The sequence below is a fragment of the Methylobacterium sp. ARG-1 genome, from assembly GCF_001262595.1.
In the GTDB taxonomy this organism is placed as follows: Bacteria; Pseudomonadota; Alphaproteobacteria; order Rhizobiales; family Beijerinckiaceae; genus Methylobacterium; species Methylobacterium brachiatum.
In genome coordinates this window covers 72,104-90,761 of record NZ_LHCD01000040.1, presented here as the reverse complement: position 1 = coordinate 90,761, position 18,658 = coordinate 72,104, and the positions used below count along the sequence as shown (strand labels likewise).

Annotated in this window: 22 protein-coding genes and 1 pseudogene; 17 read left to right on the top strand and 6 right to left on the bottom strand. The window is 69.9% G+C overall.

Going from position 1 to position 18,658, the window contains the following annotated elements:
• From AKJ13_RS26290 to AKJ13_RS26260, 8 genes and pseudogenes are all read left to right on the top strand, one after another.
• A partial coding sequence (locus AKJ13_RS26290) for a vWA domain-containing protein (protein ID WP_050735957.1) occupies positions 1-931 on the top strand: 931 nt, incomplete at its 5' end.
• Between the two features lie 426 nt (positions 932-1,357).
• Positions 1,358-1,936, top strand: coding sequence for a hypothetical protein (locus tag AKJ13_RS26285; RefSeq protein ID WP_050735956.1), 579 nt, complete (start codon positions 1,358-1,360; stop codon positions 1,934-1,936).
• Positions 1,933-2,901 (top strand): annotated as a pseudogene (locus tag AKJ13_RS26280) (vWA domain-containing protein); the annotation flags it as partial. The gene AKJ13_RS26285 and the pseudogene AKJ13_RS26280, both read left to right, overlap by 4 nt.
• 66 nt (positions 2,902-2,967) lie before the next feature.
• Positions 2,968-3,501 (top strand): SRPBCC family protein, encoded by a 534-nt coding sequence (locus tag AKJ13_RS30880; RefSeq protein WP_082317140.1) that lies wholly within the window; start codon positions 2,968-2,970, stop codon positions 3,499-3,501.
• Complete coding sequence (locus tag AKJ13_RS26275; protein ID WP_050735955.1) at positions 3,498-4,460, top strand: YncE family protein; 963 nt, start codon at positions 3,498-3,500, stop codon at positions 4,458-4,460. The genes AKJ13_RS30880 and AKJ13_RS26275 overlap by 4 nt, the downstream gene beginning before the upstream one ends.
• A complete protein-coding gene (locus tag AKJ13_RS26270; protein WP_064774675.1) occupies positions 4,457-4,978 on the top strand; it encodes a hypothetical protein in 522 nt (173 codons plus the stop codon). The genes AKJ13_RS26275 and AKJ13_RS26270 overlap by 4 nt, the downstream gene beginning before the upstream one ends.
• Before the next feature lie 68 nt (positions 4,979-5,046).
• Positions 5,047-5,670, top strand: a complete 624-nt coding sequence (locus AKJ13_RS26265; protein WP_050735973.1) for a response regulator transcription factor — start codon at positions 5,047-5,049, stop codon at positions 5,668-5,670.
• A 341-nt stretch (positions 5,671-6,011) separates the two neighbouring features.
• The gene (locus AKJ13_RS26260; RefSeq protein WP_050735953.1) at positions 6,012-6,524 is read left to right on the top strand and encodes a DUF1440 domain-containing protein; all 513 of its coding nucleotides are present in this window, start codon (positions 6,012-6,014) and stop codon (positions 6,522-6,524) included.
• 35 nt (positions 6,525-6,559) lie between these two features.
• On the opposite strand, the gene AKJ13_RS26255 is transcribed toward AKJ13_RS26260, so the two are convergent.
• Entirely contained in the window at positions 6,560-6,820 is a 261-nt protein-coding gene (locus tag AKJ13_RS26255; protein ID WP_050735952.1) for a hypothetical protein, read from the bottom strand.
• Between the two features lie 179 nt (positions 6,821-6,999).
• Here AKJ13_RS26255 and AKJ13_RS26250 point away from each other — a divergent pair, with 179 nt between their 5' ends.
• From AKJ13_RS26250 to AKJ13_RS26230, 5 genes are all read left to right on the top strand, one after another.
• Positions 7,000-7,608, top strand: a complete 609-nt coding sequence (locus tag AKJ13_RS26250) for a PAS domain-containing protein (RefSeq protein WP_050735951.1) — start codon at positions 7,000-7,002, stop codon at positions 7,606-7,608.
• Between the two features lie 100 nt (positions 7,609-7,708).
• A complete protein-coding gene (locus AKJ13_RS26245) occupies positions 7,709-7,939 on the top strand; it encodes a hypothetical protein (RefSeq protein WP_050735950.1) in 231 nt (76 codons plus the stop codon).
• 244 nt (positions 7,940-8,183) lie between these two features.
• Entirely contained in the window at positions 8,184-8,567 is a 384-nt protein-coding gene (locus tag AKJ13_RS26240; protein WP_007565437.1) for a hypothetical protein, read from the top strand.
• Between the two features lie 38 nt (positions 8,568-8,605).
• The gene (locus AKJ13_RS26235; protein ID WP_007565436.1) at positions 8,606-9,259 is read left to right on the top strand and encodes a hypothetical protein; all 654 of its coding nucleotides are present in this window, start codon (positions 8,606-8,608) and stop codon (positions 9,257-9,259) included.
• A gap of 270 nt (positions 9,260-9,529) precedes the next feature.
• Positions 9,530-9,985: a MucR family transcriptional regulator gene (locus tag AKJ13_RS26230; RefSeq protein ID WP_050735949.1), complete on the top strand. Its 456-nt coding sequence runs from the start codon at positions 9,530-9,532 to the stop codon at positions 9,983-9,985.
• 92 nt (positions 9,986-10,077) lie between these two features.
• On the opposite strand, the gene AKJ13_RS26225 is transcribed toward AKJ13_RS26230, so the two are convergent.
• Positions 10,078-10,542: a hypothetical protein gene (locus AKJ13_RS26225; RefSeq protein WP_050735948.1), complete on the bottom strand. Its 465-nt coding sequence runs from the start codon at positions 10,540-10,542 to the stop codon at positions 10,078-10,080.
• Positions 10,543-10,689: 147 nt separating this feature from the next.
• On the opposite strand from AKJ13_RS26225, the gene AKJ13_RS26220 reads away from it, so the two are divergent.
• Together AKJ13_RS26220 and AKJ13_RS26215 are read left to right on the top strand one after the other, a co-directional pair.
• A complete protein-coding gene (locus AKJ13_RS26220) occupies positions 10,690-10,935 on the top strand; it encodes a hypothetical protein (RefSeq protein ID WP_007565432.1) in 246 nt (81 codons plus the stop codon).
• Between the two features lie 34 nt (positions 10,936-10,969).
• Entirely contained in the window at positions 10,970-11,248 is a 279-nt protein-coding gene (locus tag AKJ13_RS26215) for a hypothetical protein (protein ID WP_007565430.1), read from the top strand.
• Positions 11,249-11,266: 18 nt separating this feature from the next.
• Here the strand turns inward: AKJ13_RS26215 and AKJ13_RS33190 are convergent, their stop codons facing one another.
• On the bottom strand, positions 11,267-11,395 hold the full coding sequence (locus AKJ13_RS33190; RefSeq protein WP_007565428.1) for a hypothetical protein: 129 nt from the start codon (positions 11,393-11,395) through the stop codon (positions 11,267-11,269).
• Positions 11,396-11,663: 268 nt separating this feature from the next.
• Between AKJ13_RS33190 and AKJ13_RS26210 the strand changes: the two genes are divergently transcribed.
• A complete protein-coding gene (locus AKJ13_RS26210) occupies positions 11,664-12,170 on the top strand; it encodes a DUF3016 domain-containing protein (protein ID WP_050735972.1) in 507 nt (168 codons plus the stop codon).
• Between the two features lie 40 nt (positions 12,171-12,210).
• Here the strand turns inward: AKJ13_RS26210 and AKJ13_RS26205 are convergent, their stop codons facing one another.
• Both AKJ13_RS26205 and AKJ13_RS26200 read right to left on the bottom strand, forming a co-directional pair.
• On the bottom strand, positions 12,211-13,791 hold the full coding sequence (locus AKJ13_RS26205) for a PepSY-associated TM helix domain-containing protein (protein ID WP_064774674.1): 1,581 nt from the start codon (positions 13,789-13,791) through the stop codon (positions 12,211-12,213).
• Between the two features lie 10 nt (positions 13,792-13,801).
• Entirely contained in the window at positions 13,802-16,150 is a 2,349-nt protein-coding gene (locus AKJ13_RS26200) for a TonB-dependent siderophore receptor (RefSeq protein ID WP_050735947.1), read from the bottom strand.
• Positions 16,151-16,661: 511 nt separating this feature from the next.
• Here AKJ13_RS26200 and AKJ13_RS26195 point away from each other — a divergent pair.
• Entirely contained in the window at positions 16,662-17,066 is a 405-nt protein-coding gene (locus AKJ13_RS26195; protein ID WP_050735946.1) for a helix-turn-helix transcriptional regulator, read from the top strand.
• Positions 17,067-17,098: 32 nt separating this feature from the next.
• Here AKJ13_RS26195 and AKJ13_RS26190 read toward each other — a convergent pair whose 3' ends face one another.
• Positions 17,099-18,487 carry an FAD/NAD(P)-binding protein gene (locus AKJ13_RS26190; protein ID WP_050735945.1) on the bottom strand — a complete coding sequence of 463 codons (1,389 nt, stop codon included), beginning with the start codon at positions 18,485-18,487 and terminating at the stop codon, positions 17,099-17,101.
• Between the last annotated feature and the right edge of the window lie 171 nt (positions 18,488-18,658).

Genomic DNA, 18,658 nt, shown 5'->3' with positions numbered 1-18,658 from the left:
GCCCGCCGATGCGGCCTCGCGCTGGATCACCCGGCTGTTGCGGGGCGCGGGTGTGCTCGCGGTCAGTGGCCTGGTGGTGGCGCTCGCCGGCCCCTACGGCGCCGGTGCGCCGGTGACCCGCATCGGCGTCGGCGCCCAGATCGCGATGCTGATCGACCGGTCCGGCAGCATGAACGAGACCTTCGCGGGCCGGCAGCCCTCGGGGGCGGAGGAATCGAAGGCCGCCGCCTCCCGGCGCCTGCTGGCCGATTTCGTCGGCGCCCGGGCGCACGATCTGTTTTCGGTCACGGCCTTTTCCACCGCGCCGATGCTGGTCATGCCGATGACCGACCGGCACGCGGCCGTGCGCGCCGCCATCGCGGCGATCGATCGGCCGGGGCTCGACTACACCAACGTCGCCCGCGGCCTCGGGATGGCGCTGTCGCAATTCGCCCCGGAGAGCAGCGGCTCCCGGGTCCTGCTGTTCATCTCGGACGGGGCCGCGGTGATCGACCCGCGGGTGCAGGATTCCCTGCGCGCCGCCTTCGCCAAGCTGCACCCGAACCTCTACTGGCTGTTCCTGCGCACCAAGGGCTCGCCCTCGATCCAGGACAGGCCGGCCGGGGAGGACACCCCCCAGGCCGCCCCCGAGCGGCACCTCGACCTGTTCTTCAAGGGCCTCGGCGTACCCTACCGGGCCTTCGAGGCCGAGGGCCCGCAGGCGGTCGCCGACGCGATCGCGCAGATCGCCGCCCTGGAGCGCAACCCGATCCCCTATACCGAACCGCGCCCCCGCCGCGACCTGACCGGCTTCGCCTACGGGCTGGCCGGGCTCGGGCTCTTTCTGCTCGTCCTGGCGGCGCTCGCAGAGGCGGATCTCCTTGCCGTTGGCACTCGGTCGCGCGTGTCGCGGGAGCAGCGGATGAATCCGGATCTCAGGAGGGCGGCATGACCCGATCCGGGAGCCGAGAGACTTTGTGCGGCGGCCTACCGCAAGCGGGCGTCATTTCATCAGAGACGCGCCGGGCCGCTTTGCACCGACGGCTCTGGAGCCGAGGGACTGAAGGAACGAGCCTTTCCCCTCTCCCTTGCGGGCAGGGACCAGGAATGGGGGCGGTGCCGGATGGGGCGCCTTGGTGCCTCCTGAACCAACTCCGCCCCGCAAGGGAGAGGAGAGTGCGCACGTATCCGAGCGAGGCGCCGGTCCCCTCTCCCGTGCGGGAGAGGGACAGGGTGAGGGGTGCGACCTCGCCGGAAGACCCTGGTCCCTCACCCCAACCCTCTCCCGCACGGGAGAGGGGGCATGTCGCGGCCTGCGCAAGCCGACGTGTGAATACGGTAGCCAGCACGCAAGCGGGCCTCCGTGCCCTGTCCCGCCATGCGTGACGCCGTTCGCCGCCTCTGGGGCCGGCTTCGGCCGCGGCTGCTCCTTGCCCTTCCGGTGTTGCTCGGCCTCGCTGCCCTGGGCTTCGGCGTGTCCGCCTGGCGGACGGATGCGGCCAACCGGGGTATCGCGACGCTCGAGGCCGGCACGGATTTCGACGTGGGAATCGGGGCGCCGACGCCGCTCCTGCTGGCGCGGATCGGCTACCTCGCCGGCCACGGGCGGCTGGAGGAGACCGAGCCGCTGGTCGCCGCCCTCGACCGGGCCGGTGCAGCCGATGCCGCGTCCCATGCACGCTACCGCATCGCCAACGCCCGGATGCGGGACGCCTTCGGACTCCTGACCCGCGGCGCCATCGACAAGGCCGGCCCCCAGGTGACCCTGGCGCGCCAGGATTACCGCCGGGCGTTGCGGGACCGGCCGGATTTCTGGGACGCGAAGTTCAACCTCGACGTCGCCTCGCGGCTGATCCGCGACTTCCCGGACTTCGACCGCGCCGGCGGCGACGAGATGCGCGCCGAGCCGAAGCAGATCTGGACCGACATCCCCGGGCAGCCCCGAGGTGGCCCATGAGCCGGCAAACCGTTCTCGGCGGCCTCCCGCTCGCGCGCAATCTGCGCGGCCGCCGCTTCCAGGCGCTCGCCCTGGCGCTCGTGCTGGTCATTGCCGCCCTGGTGGTGCCGGCCCTGCCGGTGACCCGCGCGGGGGTCGCGGTGCTGGCGGTGGTGGACATCACCGGCTCGATGAACGTGCGCGACTACGCGGCCGACGGCCGTCCGGCGAGCCGGCTGGAGACCGCCAAGGCGGCCCTGCGCCGGCTGGTGGCGGACCTGCCCTGCGGCTCGCGCGTCGCATTGGCGCTGTTCACCGAGCGGAAGCCGTTCCTGCTGTTCGAGCCCGTGGAGGTCTGCGCCGATTTCGCGCCGCTCGACGGTGCCCTGGCGGCGCTGGACTGGCGGATGGCCTGGGAGGGCGACAGCCGCATCAGCGCCGGCCTGTACCGGGCCATCGAGATGGCGGCGGGGCTCGGCACGGACCTGCTCTTCGTCACCGACGGCCAGGAGACGCCGCCGCTCCCCGCCGGCCAGGTGCCGCCCTTCGAGGGCAGGCCGGGGGCGGTCCGGGGCCTGATCGTGGGGGCCGGCGCCTACGGCCTGTCGCCGATCCCGAAATTCGACGATCGCGGCCGCGAGAGCGGCTTCTACGCCGAGACCGACGTGCAGCAGGAGAACCGGTTCGGGCCGCCGCCGGCCGATGCCGAATCCCGCGCCGGCTACAACCCGCGCAACGCTCCGTTCGGCGCCGCCGCCGCCCAGGGCAGCGAGCATCTCTCGTCGGTGCGCGAGGGCCATCTCAAGCAGCTCGCCGCAGTCACCGGCCTCGCCTACGCGCATCTCGACGGGCCGGGCCGGCTCGACCGGCCCCTGATCGAGGCCGCGACGCCGCGCCCGCTGCCGGGCCGGATCGACCCGCGCCCCGCGCTGGGCGCCCTGGCGCTCGCCCTCGTGCTCGGCGTCCTGCTGGCGGGGCCGCTGCGCGGGCTGGCCCCCCCGCATCACCCGGTTCACCCCCACCCACCGTTTGCGTTCCCGGAAAGCCTGATCATGCGTCGCGTCCTCACCACCCTCGCCATCCTGTTCGCCGCCGGCACCGCCCTGGCCCACGGCCCGACGCCCCAGAAGGTCGACCAGACCATCACCATCCAGGCGACGCCGGACGCGGTCTGGAAGGTGGTCGGGCCGTTCGGGGGCATCGGCGCCTGGCATCCGGATGTCGCCAAGGTCGAGGCCAAAGGGGGCGACGGGGCGGGCGCCGTCCGCAAGGTCACGCTCAAGCGCGGCGGCACCCTGGTCGAGGGCCTCGACGAGTGGAAGGGGGCCGAGCGGACCTACTCGTACCGGATGTCCGACCCGGATCTCGATGCCCTGCCGGTCTCGTCCTACTCGGCGACGCTCACGGTGACGCCGGAAGGCAATGGGGCCAAGGTCGAGTGGATGGGCCGGTTCTACCGGGGCGACACCGGCAACGAGCCGCCCGAGAACCTGAGCGACGCGGCCGGCAAGGAGGCGATGAACCGCTACTTCGCCGAGGGCCTCAAGGGCCTGAAGGCGAAGCTGGAAAGCGGGCCGCAGCGATGAGGTTTTCGCGGCGCCTTATCGGGGTCGTGAGTCTCGCGCTCGCCGCCGGGCCGGCGGCGGCGGGCTCCGTCTGGGTCGCGAGCCAGCAGGGCGCCCGCGTCACCCGGATCGAGCGGCCGGACGGCGCGCGAGTCGCAGAGCTTGGCGCCGCGCTGGCGGCGGCCCCGTCCCCGGCAGTCGTCGCGGCCGGTCCCGGCGGGCGGCTCTATCTCAGCCACCCCGATGGCCGCGCGATCACGGTGATCGCACCCGATGGGGCGATGCGGCGCTGGCCGGTCCCCGGCCAGCCCTTCGGGCTCGCGGCCGACCCGGACGGGCGCGCTCTCTATGTCGGCGACTGGTCCGGCAACCGGGTGCTGCGCCTCTCGGCGGAGACCGGCGCGGTCGAGGCCGAAGTCGCGGTCGGCCGCGACCCGGCCGGGCTCGCCGTCGGCGTGAACGGGCGGCTCTACGTGGCCGAGCGCGAGAACCGGAGCGTCGGCGTGGTCGACACAGCCCGGATGGCGCGGATCGCGGGAATCCCGGTCGGCGACGGGCCCTTCGCCCTGGCCTACGATCCGGTCCGCGACCGGGTCTACGTCGCCAATGTCCGGAGCAACGATCTCACCGTGATCGATGCCGGCGCGCTCAACCCCGCCGCGACGGTACCGGTCGGGGCGAGCCCCTACGGCGTCGCCATCGGCCCGGACGGCCGGCGTGTGGTCGTCACCAACCAGCATGCCGGAACCGTCTCGATCGTGGATGCCGAGGCGCTTACGGTCGTCGCCACGGTGCCGGTCGGCCGCTATCCCGAGGGCGTGGCGATCCTGGGCGGCCGCGCCTACGTGGCCAACTGGTTCTCCGACGACGTGTCCGTGATCGACCTCGCGGCCCTGAAGGAGACCGGCCGGATCCCGGTGGCCGAGGGTCCGCGCACCGTGGCGGCGGATTGGCCGGCCCCGGGGGAGGCCGACCGGTGAGGGGGGCGCTCGCCAGCCTGATGGTCGCCGGCCTCGCGCTCGCCGCCTGCGACGGCCCCCCGGAAGCTGAATCGGGGGAGGGGCAGTCCGTGGTGGCCCGCACCGCCGAGAGCGACTTGCCGGCCTGGCTGTCGCCCACCGACGGGACCGACCCGGCGCGCTGGCTCGCCGGCCGGGAGGCCGGGCACCCGGTGCCGGCGGGCTCCGACTCCGTGCGGGCGCTGCAGGACGCCCTGGCGGAAGCCAGGACTGTCTTCATCGAGGATCCGCGCATGATCGCCAACCGCACGGCCCAGCTCGGGCAGATGCTCGCCGAGATCGGCAAGACCGAGCGCTTCGCGTTGCTGCTCACCGGGTTCAGCGCGGTGGCGGCCCGGCGCGGCCGCCACAAGAGCCTCTACGGGGAAATGTGCCAGCACTACTTCAACACCCGCGCCCGCGGCATCGACCGTGCCGCCGCCCTGGCCCTGCTCGCCGACCGGTTCGCCCCCGGGCTCGGGCCGGGAGAGGCGCCGTGAGCGCCGCGCAGCGCCTCGCCGCGCCGGGCCCGGCCCAGCCCGCGCGGTCCGTCCGAGCCCGGGACCTCCTGATCGTCGACGACCACCCGATCGTGCTTCAGGGCTTCCGGCTCCTGGCCGAGGAAGCCGGGATCGCGCGCGTCCACGAGGCCCGGGACATCGTCGCCGCCTACCGCACGTTCCACCGTCACCGGCCGGGCGTGGTGGTAACCGACCTGAGCTTCCGGGACGACGGCCTGTCCGGCCTCTCGCTGATCCGCCGGATCCGCGCGCTCGAGCCGGAGGCGCGCATCCTCGCGCTGAGTATGCACCGGGACCCGGTCATCGTCGCGCGGGTCCTGGAATGCGGGGCCCTGGGCTTCGTCCTCAAGGATACGCCCGCCGCTTCCTTCCTCGAGGCGCTGGAGGCGGTCGCCAACGGCCGCTCCTACCTGCCCCATGACATCGCCATCGAGATCGCGATGCTGAATGCCGGCGCGCACGACCTGCCGCTGGCGAATTTGAGCAGCCGGGAGATGCAGATCCTGGTGCTGATCGGGAAGGGCAAGCCCTACGACGAGATCGCTGAGATCCTGACCCTCAATTACCGCAGTGTCGTGAACGCCACCGCGACCCTGCGGTCCAAGCTCGGCGTCGGCAGCATGGCCGAACTCATGCAGATCGCCGCGTCCCAGGCCCGCACGCGACCCTGAGGGCACGCGCCCGCGCCCGCCGAGACACCAGATCGCGCGGCGCGTACATGATCGCAGCCGAAGTCACGGGCTCTCGCAATATTCTGCGAGGCGTGTTGCGCACCGCCAATATTTATTTCGTCGATCCCGGAAGTGGATCGAACATGTGTTGTGATATCCCGGTTCGTACGAGCCTAAAACGCCGAAAAATCAACGGCTCTCGCGTTGGGATCGGAAAGTTTCTCTTGTTAGCAGGGCCCGCCGAACGCGGTCCCTCAGGCGGCACAAGCCGGCTCGCCCGGGTCGGCGGGATGACGCTCGGACGATAAGAAATCCAAAAGCCGTCGGGGCGGGGGTCTGTCATGCGCGTCAACGCGACCGTGGTTCCACGTTGCGATTACAAGACGGCCCTGGCCGCCGGGTTCCTGGGCGGAAACCTGTCGAGCTTCGTCAAATGGGGCTCCGAGATTCCGTTCCCGCCCCGGGAGGCCGGGCGTCTCTCGCCGCCCTTCGCCATCCTCAAATGGCTCGGCCTGAACGTCGAGGCCATGACCTATACGTTCACCGGGCACGTCCTCAATTACGGTGTCGCGCTGATGCACCAGGGGTTCTCGGTCTTCTTCGGCCTGCTCTACTGCCTGGCCGCCCTGACTTTCCCGCTCGTGACCTTGGGACAGGGTATGGCCTTCGGGTTGGTCATCACCGTCCTGTTCCACGGCCTCCTGTTGCCGCTCGGCGGCTGGGCCCCGCCTCTGTGGCAGATCTCCGGCCATGAGGCGTTCTCTGAGGTGTTCGGTCACCTGCTCTGGGCCTGGTCGATCGAGATCGTTCGGCGCGACATGATGGGCCCGCCCCTGAACGCCCGACGCGTGTGATCGGAGGCGCCGCGCCCGTCCGCCGCGGGGGCGGATTACCGGGGCGAATCCTCGGCCATCGCCGCAACACGAGCGACGAAGCGCGCGCGCGTCTCCGGGCCAACCCGCAGCAGGTAGGCCCGTACCAAGTCGAGGAGGGCCGCGACATCCGGCAGGTCGCCCTCGATCGGCACCGCCGCGTCCGATACGAAGAAGCTGGAGACCGGGACGCCCAGCGCATGCGCGATCTCGCTCAGCGGGCTCCCCGGCGATGGGCTCCGGCTCGCCGCGCCCGACGGTTTGGGTTCGTCACACATGATCGGTTCAACCCGGCTCGGGACCGGTTGTGCGGGAGACACAGCGGGGTCCTGCCGTTCCAACCGGCCTGCGGCGGGAATGCACCCCGATCCGATCATGAAATTTTCGACAGATTCCGGGATGAAATGGTACGGTTGCGCACCAAATCGTCCTGGTAGAGCTCGGCGGGATCGACACGATGGGACAGCGCTCGAAGACGCCGGTCAACGCGATCGACGGCTTCAGTGAACCGCTCGACCGGCTCCGCGCTGCGCTCGAAGCGTCATGTGTGGTCGGTGTCTGGGATTGGGACATCGTCCGTCACGTCGTGGTCTACGATGCCGGCGCGGCGCGCTTGCTGACCGGCGATCCCGCGCTGGCGGAGACCGAGCTCGACGGCTCGACCGCTATCGGCACCGTCCATCCGGCCGACCATGCCTGGCTGCTCGATCATGTTCAGCAGGCCTCGAAGACCGGCGGCCTGGCGGTCGCCGAGTACCGGGTAATCGCGCCGGACGGAACCGTGCGGTGGCTGCTCAGCCGCGGACGCATGTTCCAGGATGCGAACGGGCGTCCGGTCCGGTCCCGCGGCATCATCATCGACATCACCGAGATGCATCAGGGCAGCGAGCGTTACGTCTTGAGCGACCTGTCGGCGCCGGCCGATGCCCTGGAGCGGGCCGCCGACCTGGCCATCGCGCTGAAGCGCACGCTCGACGGCGACACGCCGGCCGAGGTTCGCGCCGCCGCCGATGTGCTGCTCATGAGCCTCGGTCGCGCGATCGCGCGCAGCAGCTCTCAGCGCTGAGCCGCGTTCGGCGCCCGAACCGGCCGCTCAGCGCCCAAGCCGCGGGAACATGCCTCGGCCCTTCAGTCTTGGCCCTCCACGGATCACCCGGGAGGATCACATGGGACAGGATGTCGACGCGGCGCGCGAAGCCTTGGGAACCGTGCCGCCGGCTCGACCGGCGCGTGCGGTGAAGACGCCCGACGCTGGCGCCGGGGGAAGCGGCCCGCATGCGCCGGGCCATCCCGAGGCCGAGGCATCGGGCGATGCGGCCCCGGAAAGCGGCGGCTACGACACCCGGCCGCCCGTTCCCCAGCCGGACAACCGCAAGGGCGGATACGGCGCCGGCTGAGGCCAGTCGGGTTTGGCGGCCGCCGGCTCGGGCGACCGAGGGGCGGCCGCCTGGAGGTTTCAGGCATCGTGCGGCTGGTCTTTGCCGGGTTCGCATTTATTCGTCAGATATTAGAGGAAGATTTTTTGGAACCAAACGTGCTCGGCTTCTGAAATCCTGAAGCTTATCTGTAAATCATCGCCGCGTGGAACGTATCATGTGCCAGCGGGATTGATGGGGTCCGGAATGATCCACGGAGACCATCATGCGTACCCCCCTCGCCGTCCTCGCCATTGCTACGCTGTTCGGCTCGAGCGCCCTCGCGCAGACCACCGTGACCGGGACGCCGGCTGCTCCTGACGCGAAGACCAGCCAACAATCGGGTGGCCAGGAGAGCGTCACCCGTCCGAACACCGACAAGATGGCCCCCAACGGCGGCACGACTGCAGCCCATGCCAACGTCCAGCTGGAGAAGGGCGCCAACAGCTTCACCGAGGGCGAGGCGCGTTCGCGGCTCGAGAAGTCTGGCTTCACGGACGCCAAGAACCTCAAGAAGGACGGCGACGGCATCTGGCGCGGCACCGCCATGCAGGGCGGCAAGCAGGTCAACGTGGGCCTCGATTTCAAGGGCAACGTGGCGGCGCAGTGATCCCCTGATCCTCACGACCTTCACCCAGGAGAATTCTTATGGCTCAGCAAACCATCACGGCCCTCTACGACCGTTACGAGGATGCCAGCAACGCCGTCAGCAAGCTTGAGGCGGGCGGCATTCCGCATGGCGACATCAGCATCGTCAGCAACAACGAGGGCGACCGTCATGCCGGCCGCACCGCCACCGACGGAACGCATGTCAGCGACGACACCAAGGAGAAGGCCAAGGACGGCACCGGCACCGGCGCCACGCTCGGCACCGTGGTCGGCGGCGCAGCCGGCCTCCTGGCCGGCCTCGGCCTGATCGCGATCCCCGGTGTCGGCCCGGTCGTGGCCGCGGGCTGGCTCGTCGCCACCCTGACGGGCGCCGGGATCGGCGCCGCCGCGGGCGGCCTGGGCGGAGCCCTGGCCGGGGCCGGCGTCAGCGAGACGGACGCGCACGCCTACGGTGAAGGCGTACGCCGGGGCGGGACGCTCGTCACCGTCCGCGTCGACGATGCGCGCACCACGATGGTACCGATGGTCATGGACGTCCTCGAGGAGCACGGCTCAGTCGATCTCGACCAGAAGACCAGTGCGTGGCGTGCGGATGGTTGGGAGGCTCCGGCCCCCGCTGCCGGTACCGCCATCACCGGCCCGACCGACGGTCGGAGCCGCGTCCGGGCTTATCCGGGCACCACGAGCCTCTGATCGGTCGCTGCGCGACCCGACACAATCCGGAGCCCTTTAGGCTCCACGCGACGGCCGGGACCTATGTCCCGGCCGTTTCTCGTTCAGGCATCCCAAATGGTAGGGTGTCGCCGAGCAGAGCCGGCGATCCCGCGGCTAACGTTCCGATTGTGGCGCTGCTAAGGACGCTGAACCTGCCAACAGAATAGCGTTGAAAGCCGGATTTGGTGTGTTGAATCCTTAGTCGGTCCGAAACAACAAGGGGATGCTGCACGATCTGAAGGGGCCAATATGAACGAGACATCCTATGGGAAATCTTCCAACTTCACCGAGTTGGCGGTTGATCTCGTCGCCGCCTACGTGGCGAACAATCCGGTCCCGGCATCCGAGCTGCCGGCGCTGATCGCGCGCATCTACGGTGCGATCACCAGCCTGGCGTCCGGCACGGCGCCGGTCGAGAGCGGGGCCGCCGCGCCGGCCGTCGACAAGCCGAGCCCGGCCCAGATCCGCAAGTCGGTGCAGCAAGACGGGATCGTCAGCTTCATCGACGGCAAGACCTACAAGACGCTGAAGCGCCATCTGGCCGCCAATGGCCTGAGCCCGCAGAGCTACCGCGAGCGCTACGGCCTGCCGGCCGACTATCCGATGGTCGCCCCGAGCTACGCCGAGCAGCGTTCCGCCCTCGCCAAGGCGATCGGGTTGGGGCAGCCCGGCGCCATGGCCAAGCGGAAGGGCGAGGCCGCCTGAGCGGGGCTCATCTCCGACCGGGCAGGCGCTGGCTCGAAGCCGCGCCCGCCGGCGGGATCGGCACACGTCGGAGCGCCTGTCCGCCCCGGCGGTCAAGGCGACGGTTTGCCGGTGAAGACAAGCGTGTTCAGACATTCCAGCTCGTCCGCGGCGATGCCGAACGAGCGTTTCCCCGCCCCCGGACGCGACCGACAGGTCGGTCCGCTCGCCAGCGATCCGCACGGCATGGCGGTGATCCGGGCCTCCGGGAAGGCCGTCCCGATCGCGTCGAGGGTGATGCATCGCGGGAGTTCGCGGTCGAGCGCGAGAAGAGGACAGACTTCCGGGTTCGCGGCGGTCGGCGCACGATCATCGACCGCGGTCACGCGGAGCCCGTCGAGCTGGAAGCTCGGCCCCGACTCTCGTGTGAACGGACCCTCGCTCTCGCGCCTGAGCGTGATGCCGAGCACGTCCTCGACCCATTCCCGATTGCGGAGGGCCGGCGCATTCAGCCGGGCCGCGATCGTCCGGCCGCCGCCTTCCGCGGGTTGCGCTGACGAGGCAAGGTCGATCTCCACAGCCCATGCGTGCGGTTGTGGATGCATCGCGTGCTGCCTATGTGTAGAACATAAAGTGAACATAGGTGCGCGGTCGGGCGGCCAGCTGTCTCGATGCCGCGGCCTTGAACGGAACCGGAGGGCTGTCGATTGATCGAGGAACGGCCGATGCCGACGAAGCTCTACCGCTTCCACTGCACGGACGGGCATGAGCTGGTGACCGACCTCAAGGGCAAGCGTCTGCCGACGACGGCGCAGATGCGCGTCCATGCCGAGCGGGTCGCGCTCGGGCTCATGGAGCGGGTCGAGCGGTTCGACTGGTCGGGCTGGCAGGTCGAGGTCTACGACGCCAAGGGGCGTCGCGTCTGGATCCGGGCGTTCGTCGACGTGAACGTGGATGTGCAGGCCGCGTGAAGCGCGACGGCCCCCGAATACGAGGAGAGACAAGATGGCGTTCAAGCCGAAATCCGCCGCGGAGACCAAGGCGAAGGATCTGGGCCTCGCGCTCGCCCGGATCGCCGAGGGCGACGGCACGCCGGCCAATATCGGGGTCGATCAGCTGCGGCGGGTGAGTCCGCGCCTCACGCCGCTGGCGGTCGGCCAGATGGTCCGCAAGGAGCGGGGGATCGTCGAGGCGACCTTGGCCGAGCGCGGCCTGGCCCTGGTCGACTATGCCGATCAGGGGCCGGGTCGCGGGATGGAATTCGTCATCGACGCGGCGGGATGATCCGGTCGGGCGGCCCGATCAGGCGACCGCCGGACGACCCCGCAGCAGACGGCCGGCCAGTCGGAACGGCAGGAGCGGCAGCTTGAACAGCGCCGTGACTGCCAGGACCGCGATAACGGTGAGGATTGCCAAGAAAGAGTTGAGCAAGCGGTGCGCGCTCCCATGAAGGGCTGCCCTCGCGGGCTGATGACCCCAGCTGGCGCCCGGAACGCGGCGAGACTATGGACGCTTCAGCCCTCGATTGCAGTCATGCGCAGCCGGCCGATCACCCTCCGTGTCGCGGAAACAGACGGCCGCTCAAGGGGTTTTCCCTGTTGCGCAGGGCTCGCCCGCACCGATCCCGGCGATCCGGAGGGTGGCGCGGCGACACACTGCCGCAACCGTGCGTCGCGATAGGCAAGATTGTGAGAGCGATATGAGCAAGCGCGGTGCAGGCAGGGCCGGCCTCGTCCTGACGGTGCTCCTGGCGGCCGGACCGGCGGCCGCGGAGGTCCAGGTCCGCTACGCGGCGCCGGAACGCTTCACGGATGCCGAGAATCGCTTCGCCTCCGGGCAGCCGCTTCGGGTCACGCTGGCCGAGCTGACCCGGATCCTGGTCGATCTCGGCAATGCCCGTCTCCGGCCGGACGAGCGCCTCGACATCACAATCCTCGATATCGATCTCGCCGGGTTCGACCGCCCCGGTTTCGCGTCGCCGACGGGCGTCCGCGTCGTGACCGACGCCACGCCGCCGCGGATCCGCCTGGCCTACACGTTGCGCCGGGGCGGCCGTGTCGTCGCGCAGGGCGAGGATACGGTCACCGACATCAATTTCCTGCTGACCGCGAACCCGCGCTTCTCCACCGGCGGTCTGTATTACGAGCGTCAGGTCCTGCGCGACTGGTTCGCGCGTCGCTTCCCCGCGGGGTCCGAGCGCGGTTGAGCTGCGTGCCTGGGCGGTCGCCGAACCCGCTTCACGGCACCTACTCGGCGGCCGTGCCGCTGAAGGCCTGCCGGTTGGCGCTGCGGGCGCGCGACGGCCGGCTGCCGTCGTAGCGGGCGGCCTTGCCGGCGGCGAAGAGCAGGAGCGCCGCCAGGCCCAGCAGGACGAGATCGACCCCGACGAAGAGCGGATCCACCGGATCGCCGGCGCCGTAGGCCCGCTGCATCCGCCAGCCATCGGCCACGGCGGCCGCCGCGTATAGGGCGGCACCCGCGATCAGCACCTCGGGCCAGGCCCGCCGCTGCGGACGCAGCAGGCCGACCGCGGCGATCAGCACCCAGACCGCAAAGAACCCGCGGATCTCCCAGAGCGCCCGGTCGGGCATCCCCACCGGGAGGATCCGGTTGGCCAGGAAATAGGCCGCGATGGCTGCCGGCAGCCCGGCGATCGTCGCGATGTTGAGGCCCTGGACGAGGCGCAAACCCAGATGCGGCGCGCTCCCGGCCGCGGTCGTTTTGGGCAGGCGCGCCACCGACCACAGCAGCAGGCCCGTGGCCACCATGGCGCTGCCCGCGAGCCCACACAGGAAGAACAGGATGCGTAAGCCCGGCCCGGCGAAATGCGCCTCGTGCAGGCCGACCATCGTGGTGAAGGTCTTGGCCGCCGGCTTCAGCCCACCGGCCCGGACCTCCACGACGCCCCCCGTGGTGCCGTCGAAGGCGACCTGCGGGTGCTCGTGCGACAGCCCGTGCGGCTCCTCGAACACGACCACCACGGTGGCGTTCGCGTCCTTCGGGTTGACGATCGAGATCCGCTCCAGGGGCTCGTGGATCGTCTCCTGCGCGCGCCGCACCATCGGGCCGACAGGTGCCAGGGTGCCCGGCCGGCCCGCCGGGGGGCGCGGCGCCGTGATCTGGCCGGCCTCGGCGAAGAAACGCTGCGTGTCGCCCCGATAGGCCGCGGTCATGCCCCAGGGCATGTACATGAGCGACAGGGTGACCAGCCCTGTATAGGTGATCATTAGGTGGAACGGCAGGGCGAGCACGCCCGTGACGTTGTGGGCGTCGAGCCAGCCGCGCTGGGCGGACTTGTCCCGGCGGAAGGTGAAGAAGTCGGCAAAGATCCGCCGGTGGGTGATGATCCCCGAGATCAGCGCCACCAGCATGATCATCGCGCAGATGCCGACGATCCAGCGGCCCCAGAGGGGCGCCATGTTCAGCTCGAAGTGGAACCGGTAGAGGAAATCGCCGCCGCGTGTCTCGCGCAGGGCGGCCGGCGCTCCGGTCTCCGGATCGAGGAAGACGTGGCTCGGCGGCTGGCCCGGCCCTGTCCGCCAGAACAGTTCGAGCAGGGGCAGGTCCGGGCGGGGCGGCGTGATGAACCATGACCGCGCGCCTCCCGCCTGCGCCTGCAGGTAGGCGACGCCGCGCTCCACCGCGGCGGCCGTCGCGTCGGGGCCGCGCACGGTCCCGGCCTGGAGTTCGGGCCGCATCCAGCGCGAGATCTCGGGCCGGTAATAGCTCGCGGTCCCGGTGACGAAGACCGCGAACAGCACCCAACCGACGATCAGCCCGGACCAGGCATGCAGCCACGCCATCGACTGCCGGAAGCTGTTGCGCATCGGTCGACCCTTACCAGCGGTAGCGCAGGGTTCCGTAGACCGTGCGCGGCAGACCGTAGAAGCAGGCCGAGTAGGAGAGGCAACTCGAGACGAAGCGCTCGTCCAAGAGGTTGTTGACGTTCAGCTCCGCCGTGAGGCCGGCCAGGCTCGGCGCGAGGTGCCGCATGTCGTAGGATGCGACCGCGTCGACGACCACGCTCTCCGGCACTTGGAAGGTATTGGCCGGATCGCCCCAGGACGGGCCGAGGTAGCGCACACCGCCACCGATCCCGAGGCCCAGTAGCGGGCCGTCGGTAAAGCGGTAGTTCGCCAGCAGCGAGATCGTCGTGTCCGGCACCTGCACTGGGCGCCGCCCCTGGAGCGGCACCGACAGCCGAGTGAGGTCGTTCGCCGTGCTGCCGCTATCCCGCACGTTGCGGATGTCGAGGAGCGAGACGCCGCCTATCAGCGTCAGGCCCTCGGCCAGGTTGGCCCGCGCCTCGAACTCGACGCCCTGGGCGCCGACTTCGCCGGTCTGGACCACGAAGCCCTGGCGCAGGGGATCCGCGGAGGTCCGGTTCGACTGGCGGATATCGAAGACCGCGGCGGTCAGCAGGATATCGGTGCCCGGCGGCTGATACTTGATGCCGGCCTCGTACTGGTCGCTGCGGATCGGGTCGGGCACGCGGCCCACCGACCCGAAGGCGCTGTCGAACACGCGCCCGCTCACGATCGGCTCGAAGGCCTGGCTGTAGGACACGTACGGCGCCACGCCGCTGTCGAACTGGTACAGCAGGCTCGCACGATAGGTCAGGGCGTCGGAGGGCGCATCCTGGAGCGTCAAGGTGCTGGTGTTTCCGGAGAAGCTGCGGGTCGGGCCGGTCTGGCGGGCGACGTCGTAGCGGCCGCCGAGCGTCAGCACGACGCGATCGAACTTCGCCTGATCCTGAAAGTACACGCCGGTCTGCTGGGCATCGACCCGCGAGGTGGTGTTGAATGCCGGGAAGGGGATGTTCATGGTATAGTTCGGCGCCAGGATGTTGAGGTCCGGGGCACTCGGGAACGGGGTGCCGCTGGTGCGGGTGCTGAAGGTCCGGTGATCGACGCCCAGCAGGGCCGTGTGCGCGATGAACCCGGTATCGAACTCGGCGATGAAGTTGTTGTCCATCGTGTAGGCTTCGGCCGCCACGTTGGTGCCGATGATTGACCGTGCCAGGAGCGGGCCGCTGGCGGTCGGGCCGTTCCGGTCGTTGAAGGCGCCGTAGACGCTGCGGTAATCGCCCTGGGTACGCAGGTAGCGTCCGGCCGAGTGGAACCGTAGGTTCTCGCCGATACGCTGGTCGAACAGGTACTCGATCGAGGCCTGGGTCCGGTCGGAACGCTCGATGTTGCGATCGCCGTCGTAGAAATTCACCGGCAGCCGCCCGAACAGCCCGCTGCCGAAATTACGCGCGAACACGGTCCCCACCGCCGGGAAGCCGCCGTAGAAGCCCGAGAACGGATCGCGCTGGTAATTGCCGATCAGGGTGAGCGACGTGTCGGTGGACGGGCGCCAGGTGATGCTCGGCGTGATGAAGGCCCGCTCGACCTTGGTGGTCACCGCTGGCCCGTCGCCGTTCCAGCCGAGCCCGATCACCCGGTAGGCGAACTGGTCGGCCAGGCCCGGGATGTCCGACGCGATCGGGCCGCCGATGTCGAAACCGCTCCGGACCTCGTTGAACCCGCCGCCCTGGATGAAGACCTCGCCGTGGTGGACGAATTGCGGCACCTTCGAGACCAGGTTGACGATGCCGCCCGGGCCGGACTGCCCGTACAACACCGAGGCCGGCCCCTTGATGATATCGATCCGCTCGAGACGGTAGACGTCGATCGACGTGTTGGCGTCGCGCCCGCCGATGACCGCCATCTGATCCAGGAAGACCGGGGCCGCGAAGCCGCGGATGTTGAACAGTTCCAGGCGCGTCGAGCCGGCACCGCCGCGCGACTCGGCGAAGACGCCCGGCGTGTAGCGCAGCGCCTGGGTGACCGTCAGCGCGTTCTGGTCCTGGATCTGCTGGCGGCCGACGACCGAGACGGATTGCGCCGTCTCCAGGATCGGGGTGTCGGTCTTCGTGCCGACCGTGCTGCGGCTGGCGACGTAGCCGGGGACCGGGCCGACCGCGCCGCCGGCGCCGTACAGGTCGCCGTTGAGAGACCGGCTGTGACCCTCACCCGTCACGCTCAATTCGGACAGCTCGATATCGGTGGTCGCCGCGGCCTGTGCTGCAGCCGCGCCCGGCGCGATGACCGTACAGGTCGTCGAGAGCAACGCGAGATACAGGGATCCGGCCAGCGACCGTTCGATTGCGTTCCAGGTCGCTTCAGCCCGGGACCGGTTCATCTTGACGCCTCTAAGACAAGCACGGAGCCGCCCGTGCTCTCTACGAAAACGGCAGCCTCACGCCGCCGTGATCGTGTTGGCACCAGAGTATTAGTTGAGGCAACAGCTATGTTGTGGAGCTATTCTAATATAACTTGGACTCATTCCAAGTTGTGTCCGACCGAGCGGCTTCCTGCGAAGGGGAGGGGCCTTCGACGGTCGGGATTGGGTCACCTGGGGGCCACATTTTGCGCTGTGGGTATGGGAAGATTCTGTTAACCACACCGGATTAGCAGAATACGGAATCGGCACTGAACTGGCTTGGTGATGTGGTCCTGTGGTTCACGATCACGCGTTCGTTCCGGCTACGACGCGTTGACGCGGTGACTGTCCCGGGTCGATACAGCCAAGATATGCGGCTGGCACAAGCGAGGGTTGCATGGTGGTGCGAAACTCAATCGTGCGCGATGCAGTTAAGCAGCCCGTGGATCGCGGCCGACCTCGGCCGCACGCCGTGAAAGACTGTTCCGATATGACGACCGTGACCAAGCCCAAGCTCGCGACCGAAGCCGATCGCGCGATCGGGAGCCGTATTGCGGCACTCCGGGCCGCACAGGGTCTAAGCCAGACCACGCTGGGTCACGCCATCGGCGTCAGCTTTCAGCAGGTGCAGAAATACGAGAAGGGCCGCAACCGCGTCGGCGCCAGCCGCCTGCAGATGATCGCGGACCAGCTCAAGGTCCCGGTCGAGGCATTCTTCGCGGACAAGTCGCCGGAGGATACGGGCGCCGAGCCCATCCAGGGCCTGTTCGACGATCCCGAGATCATGGACCTCGTGGCGGCCTTCCGGTCCATCACGGACCAGACGACGCGCTCCGGTGTCCTTTCGATCGTGAAGGCCGCCGCCGCCCTCCGACAGGCCGGCACGGACGCCTGACCGAAGTCGGGACGCCGGCTGCCGGCCGTTCCTCAAATCGGCTCGGCAAGCAGATCCCCCACCGTCCGCTCGATATGCTGGGCGATGTCCGGGGCCCCCGTCATCTCGCCGAAGCTGCCCCGCGTCATCGGCCCGAAGGCGTAGAGCCCGGGCCGGGGCCGGCCGTGCCTGTCGAGCACGTGGCTGCGGCGATCGACGGCGAGGCCGAGACCGACCGCGTCGAGGCTGGCGGTCCCGTCCGCCAGCAGGGCGGCGACCAGCGGGTTGCGCGAGACATCGCGCTCCGGCCCGGTACACAGCACCACCGCGTCGAACGACCGGCGCTCCGTCTCCCCGCGGCCGCGCCGCAACTGCGCCGCGATCCGCCCATCCGCGCCGAGTTCCAGGCCGGTGACGGCTGCCCGTTCGACGAGAAGGCGCCCCGCCGCCCGTGCTTCCGTCAACGCCGCCGCGATCTGCGGCGCGATGCGGAAGCGATGGACCTCCCAGAACGGCAGAAGGCGACGTACGACGCGCCGCTTCTCGGCAGCCGGCAGGCTCGACCACAGATCGGGCAAGGCCGTGCGCAGGGAATCCACCACCGGGTGCCAGCCCAGGACGGGATCGACCGACGCGATCTGCCGCCGGACGAGCCGGAGCAGGTCCAGAGCGGTGGCGGGCGGATGCGTTCCGACCACGTCCAGATCCGTCCTGAAGAGTCCGTGAGCCTTCGGCAGCAGGCCCCGCCGGGAGATCGCGGTGATCGGCCCCCGATGACGGCCAGCGCCGAGGCTCGTCACCACGTCCGCCATGGTCAGCCCGGTGCCGACCACCAGCACGGAAGCCTCTGGCCCGATCTCGGCAAGCGCATCGGCTGCCCAGGGATCGGCGACGAGGCGGCCGGATTCCGCAACGCCCGGACCGAGGGGGCAGGGCAGGGCGGGCACCGCGTGACCGAAGCACAGGGCGACGCGGTCGGCCAAGAGGCGCTCGCCAGATCGTGTCAGGATCTGCCAGGCTCCGACCTCTCCCCGGACCTCCGTGGCCGTCGTGCGCAGATGGGACAGGCGCACGCGGTCCGAGGCTGCCGCCAGGGTTTCGGCCAGGACGGCGCCGATATAGGCCCCGTAGTCCGCCCGCGGCACGTAGGCTCCCGTGCCGTCCTCGCATGCCGGATCGGGCAGGATGCCCTGCGCGTGCAGCCATGCGGTGGCGGTCCCGGTCTCGCCGGCAACGATATCCAGCCGGTCGCTGGGCACGTTGATGCGGTGATTGGGATCTTGGGTGCTGTAGGCCACGCCGCGCCCGAGCTCAAACCGGGGCTCGAGAACGACGATGTCGAGGGGGCCCGTCGATGCGCGTACCGCATGGATCGCCAGCACGGCGCCGGTGAAGCCGCCCCCCACGATTGCGAGGCGCAGCGGGCTTGAGGTCGGTGGCATGGTCGAGATGCATCCCCGAGGGTTTCGGGGGCGTTCGATCAGCCGGACGACGTTCGCGCAAGCCCGGCGGAGGCGATACTGGCCTGTTCACGACGGGCAGCCATCGCGCCCGCGTGGTTCGGGTGAGGGGCGTGGTGCGGCAGACCATGTCGGTGCTTGACGAGCCGGACG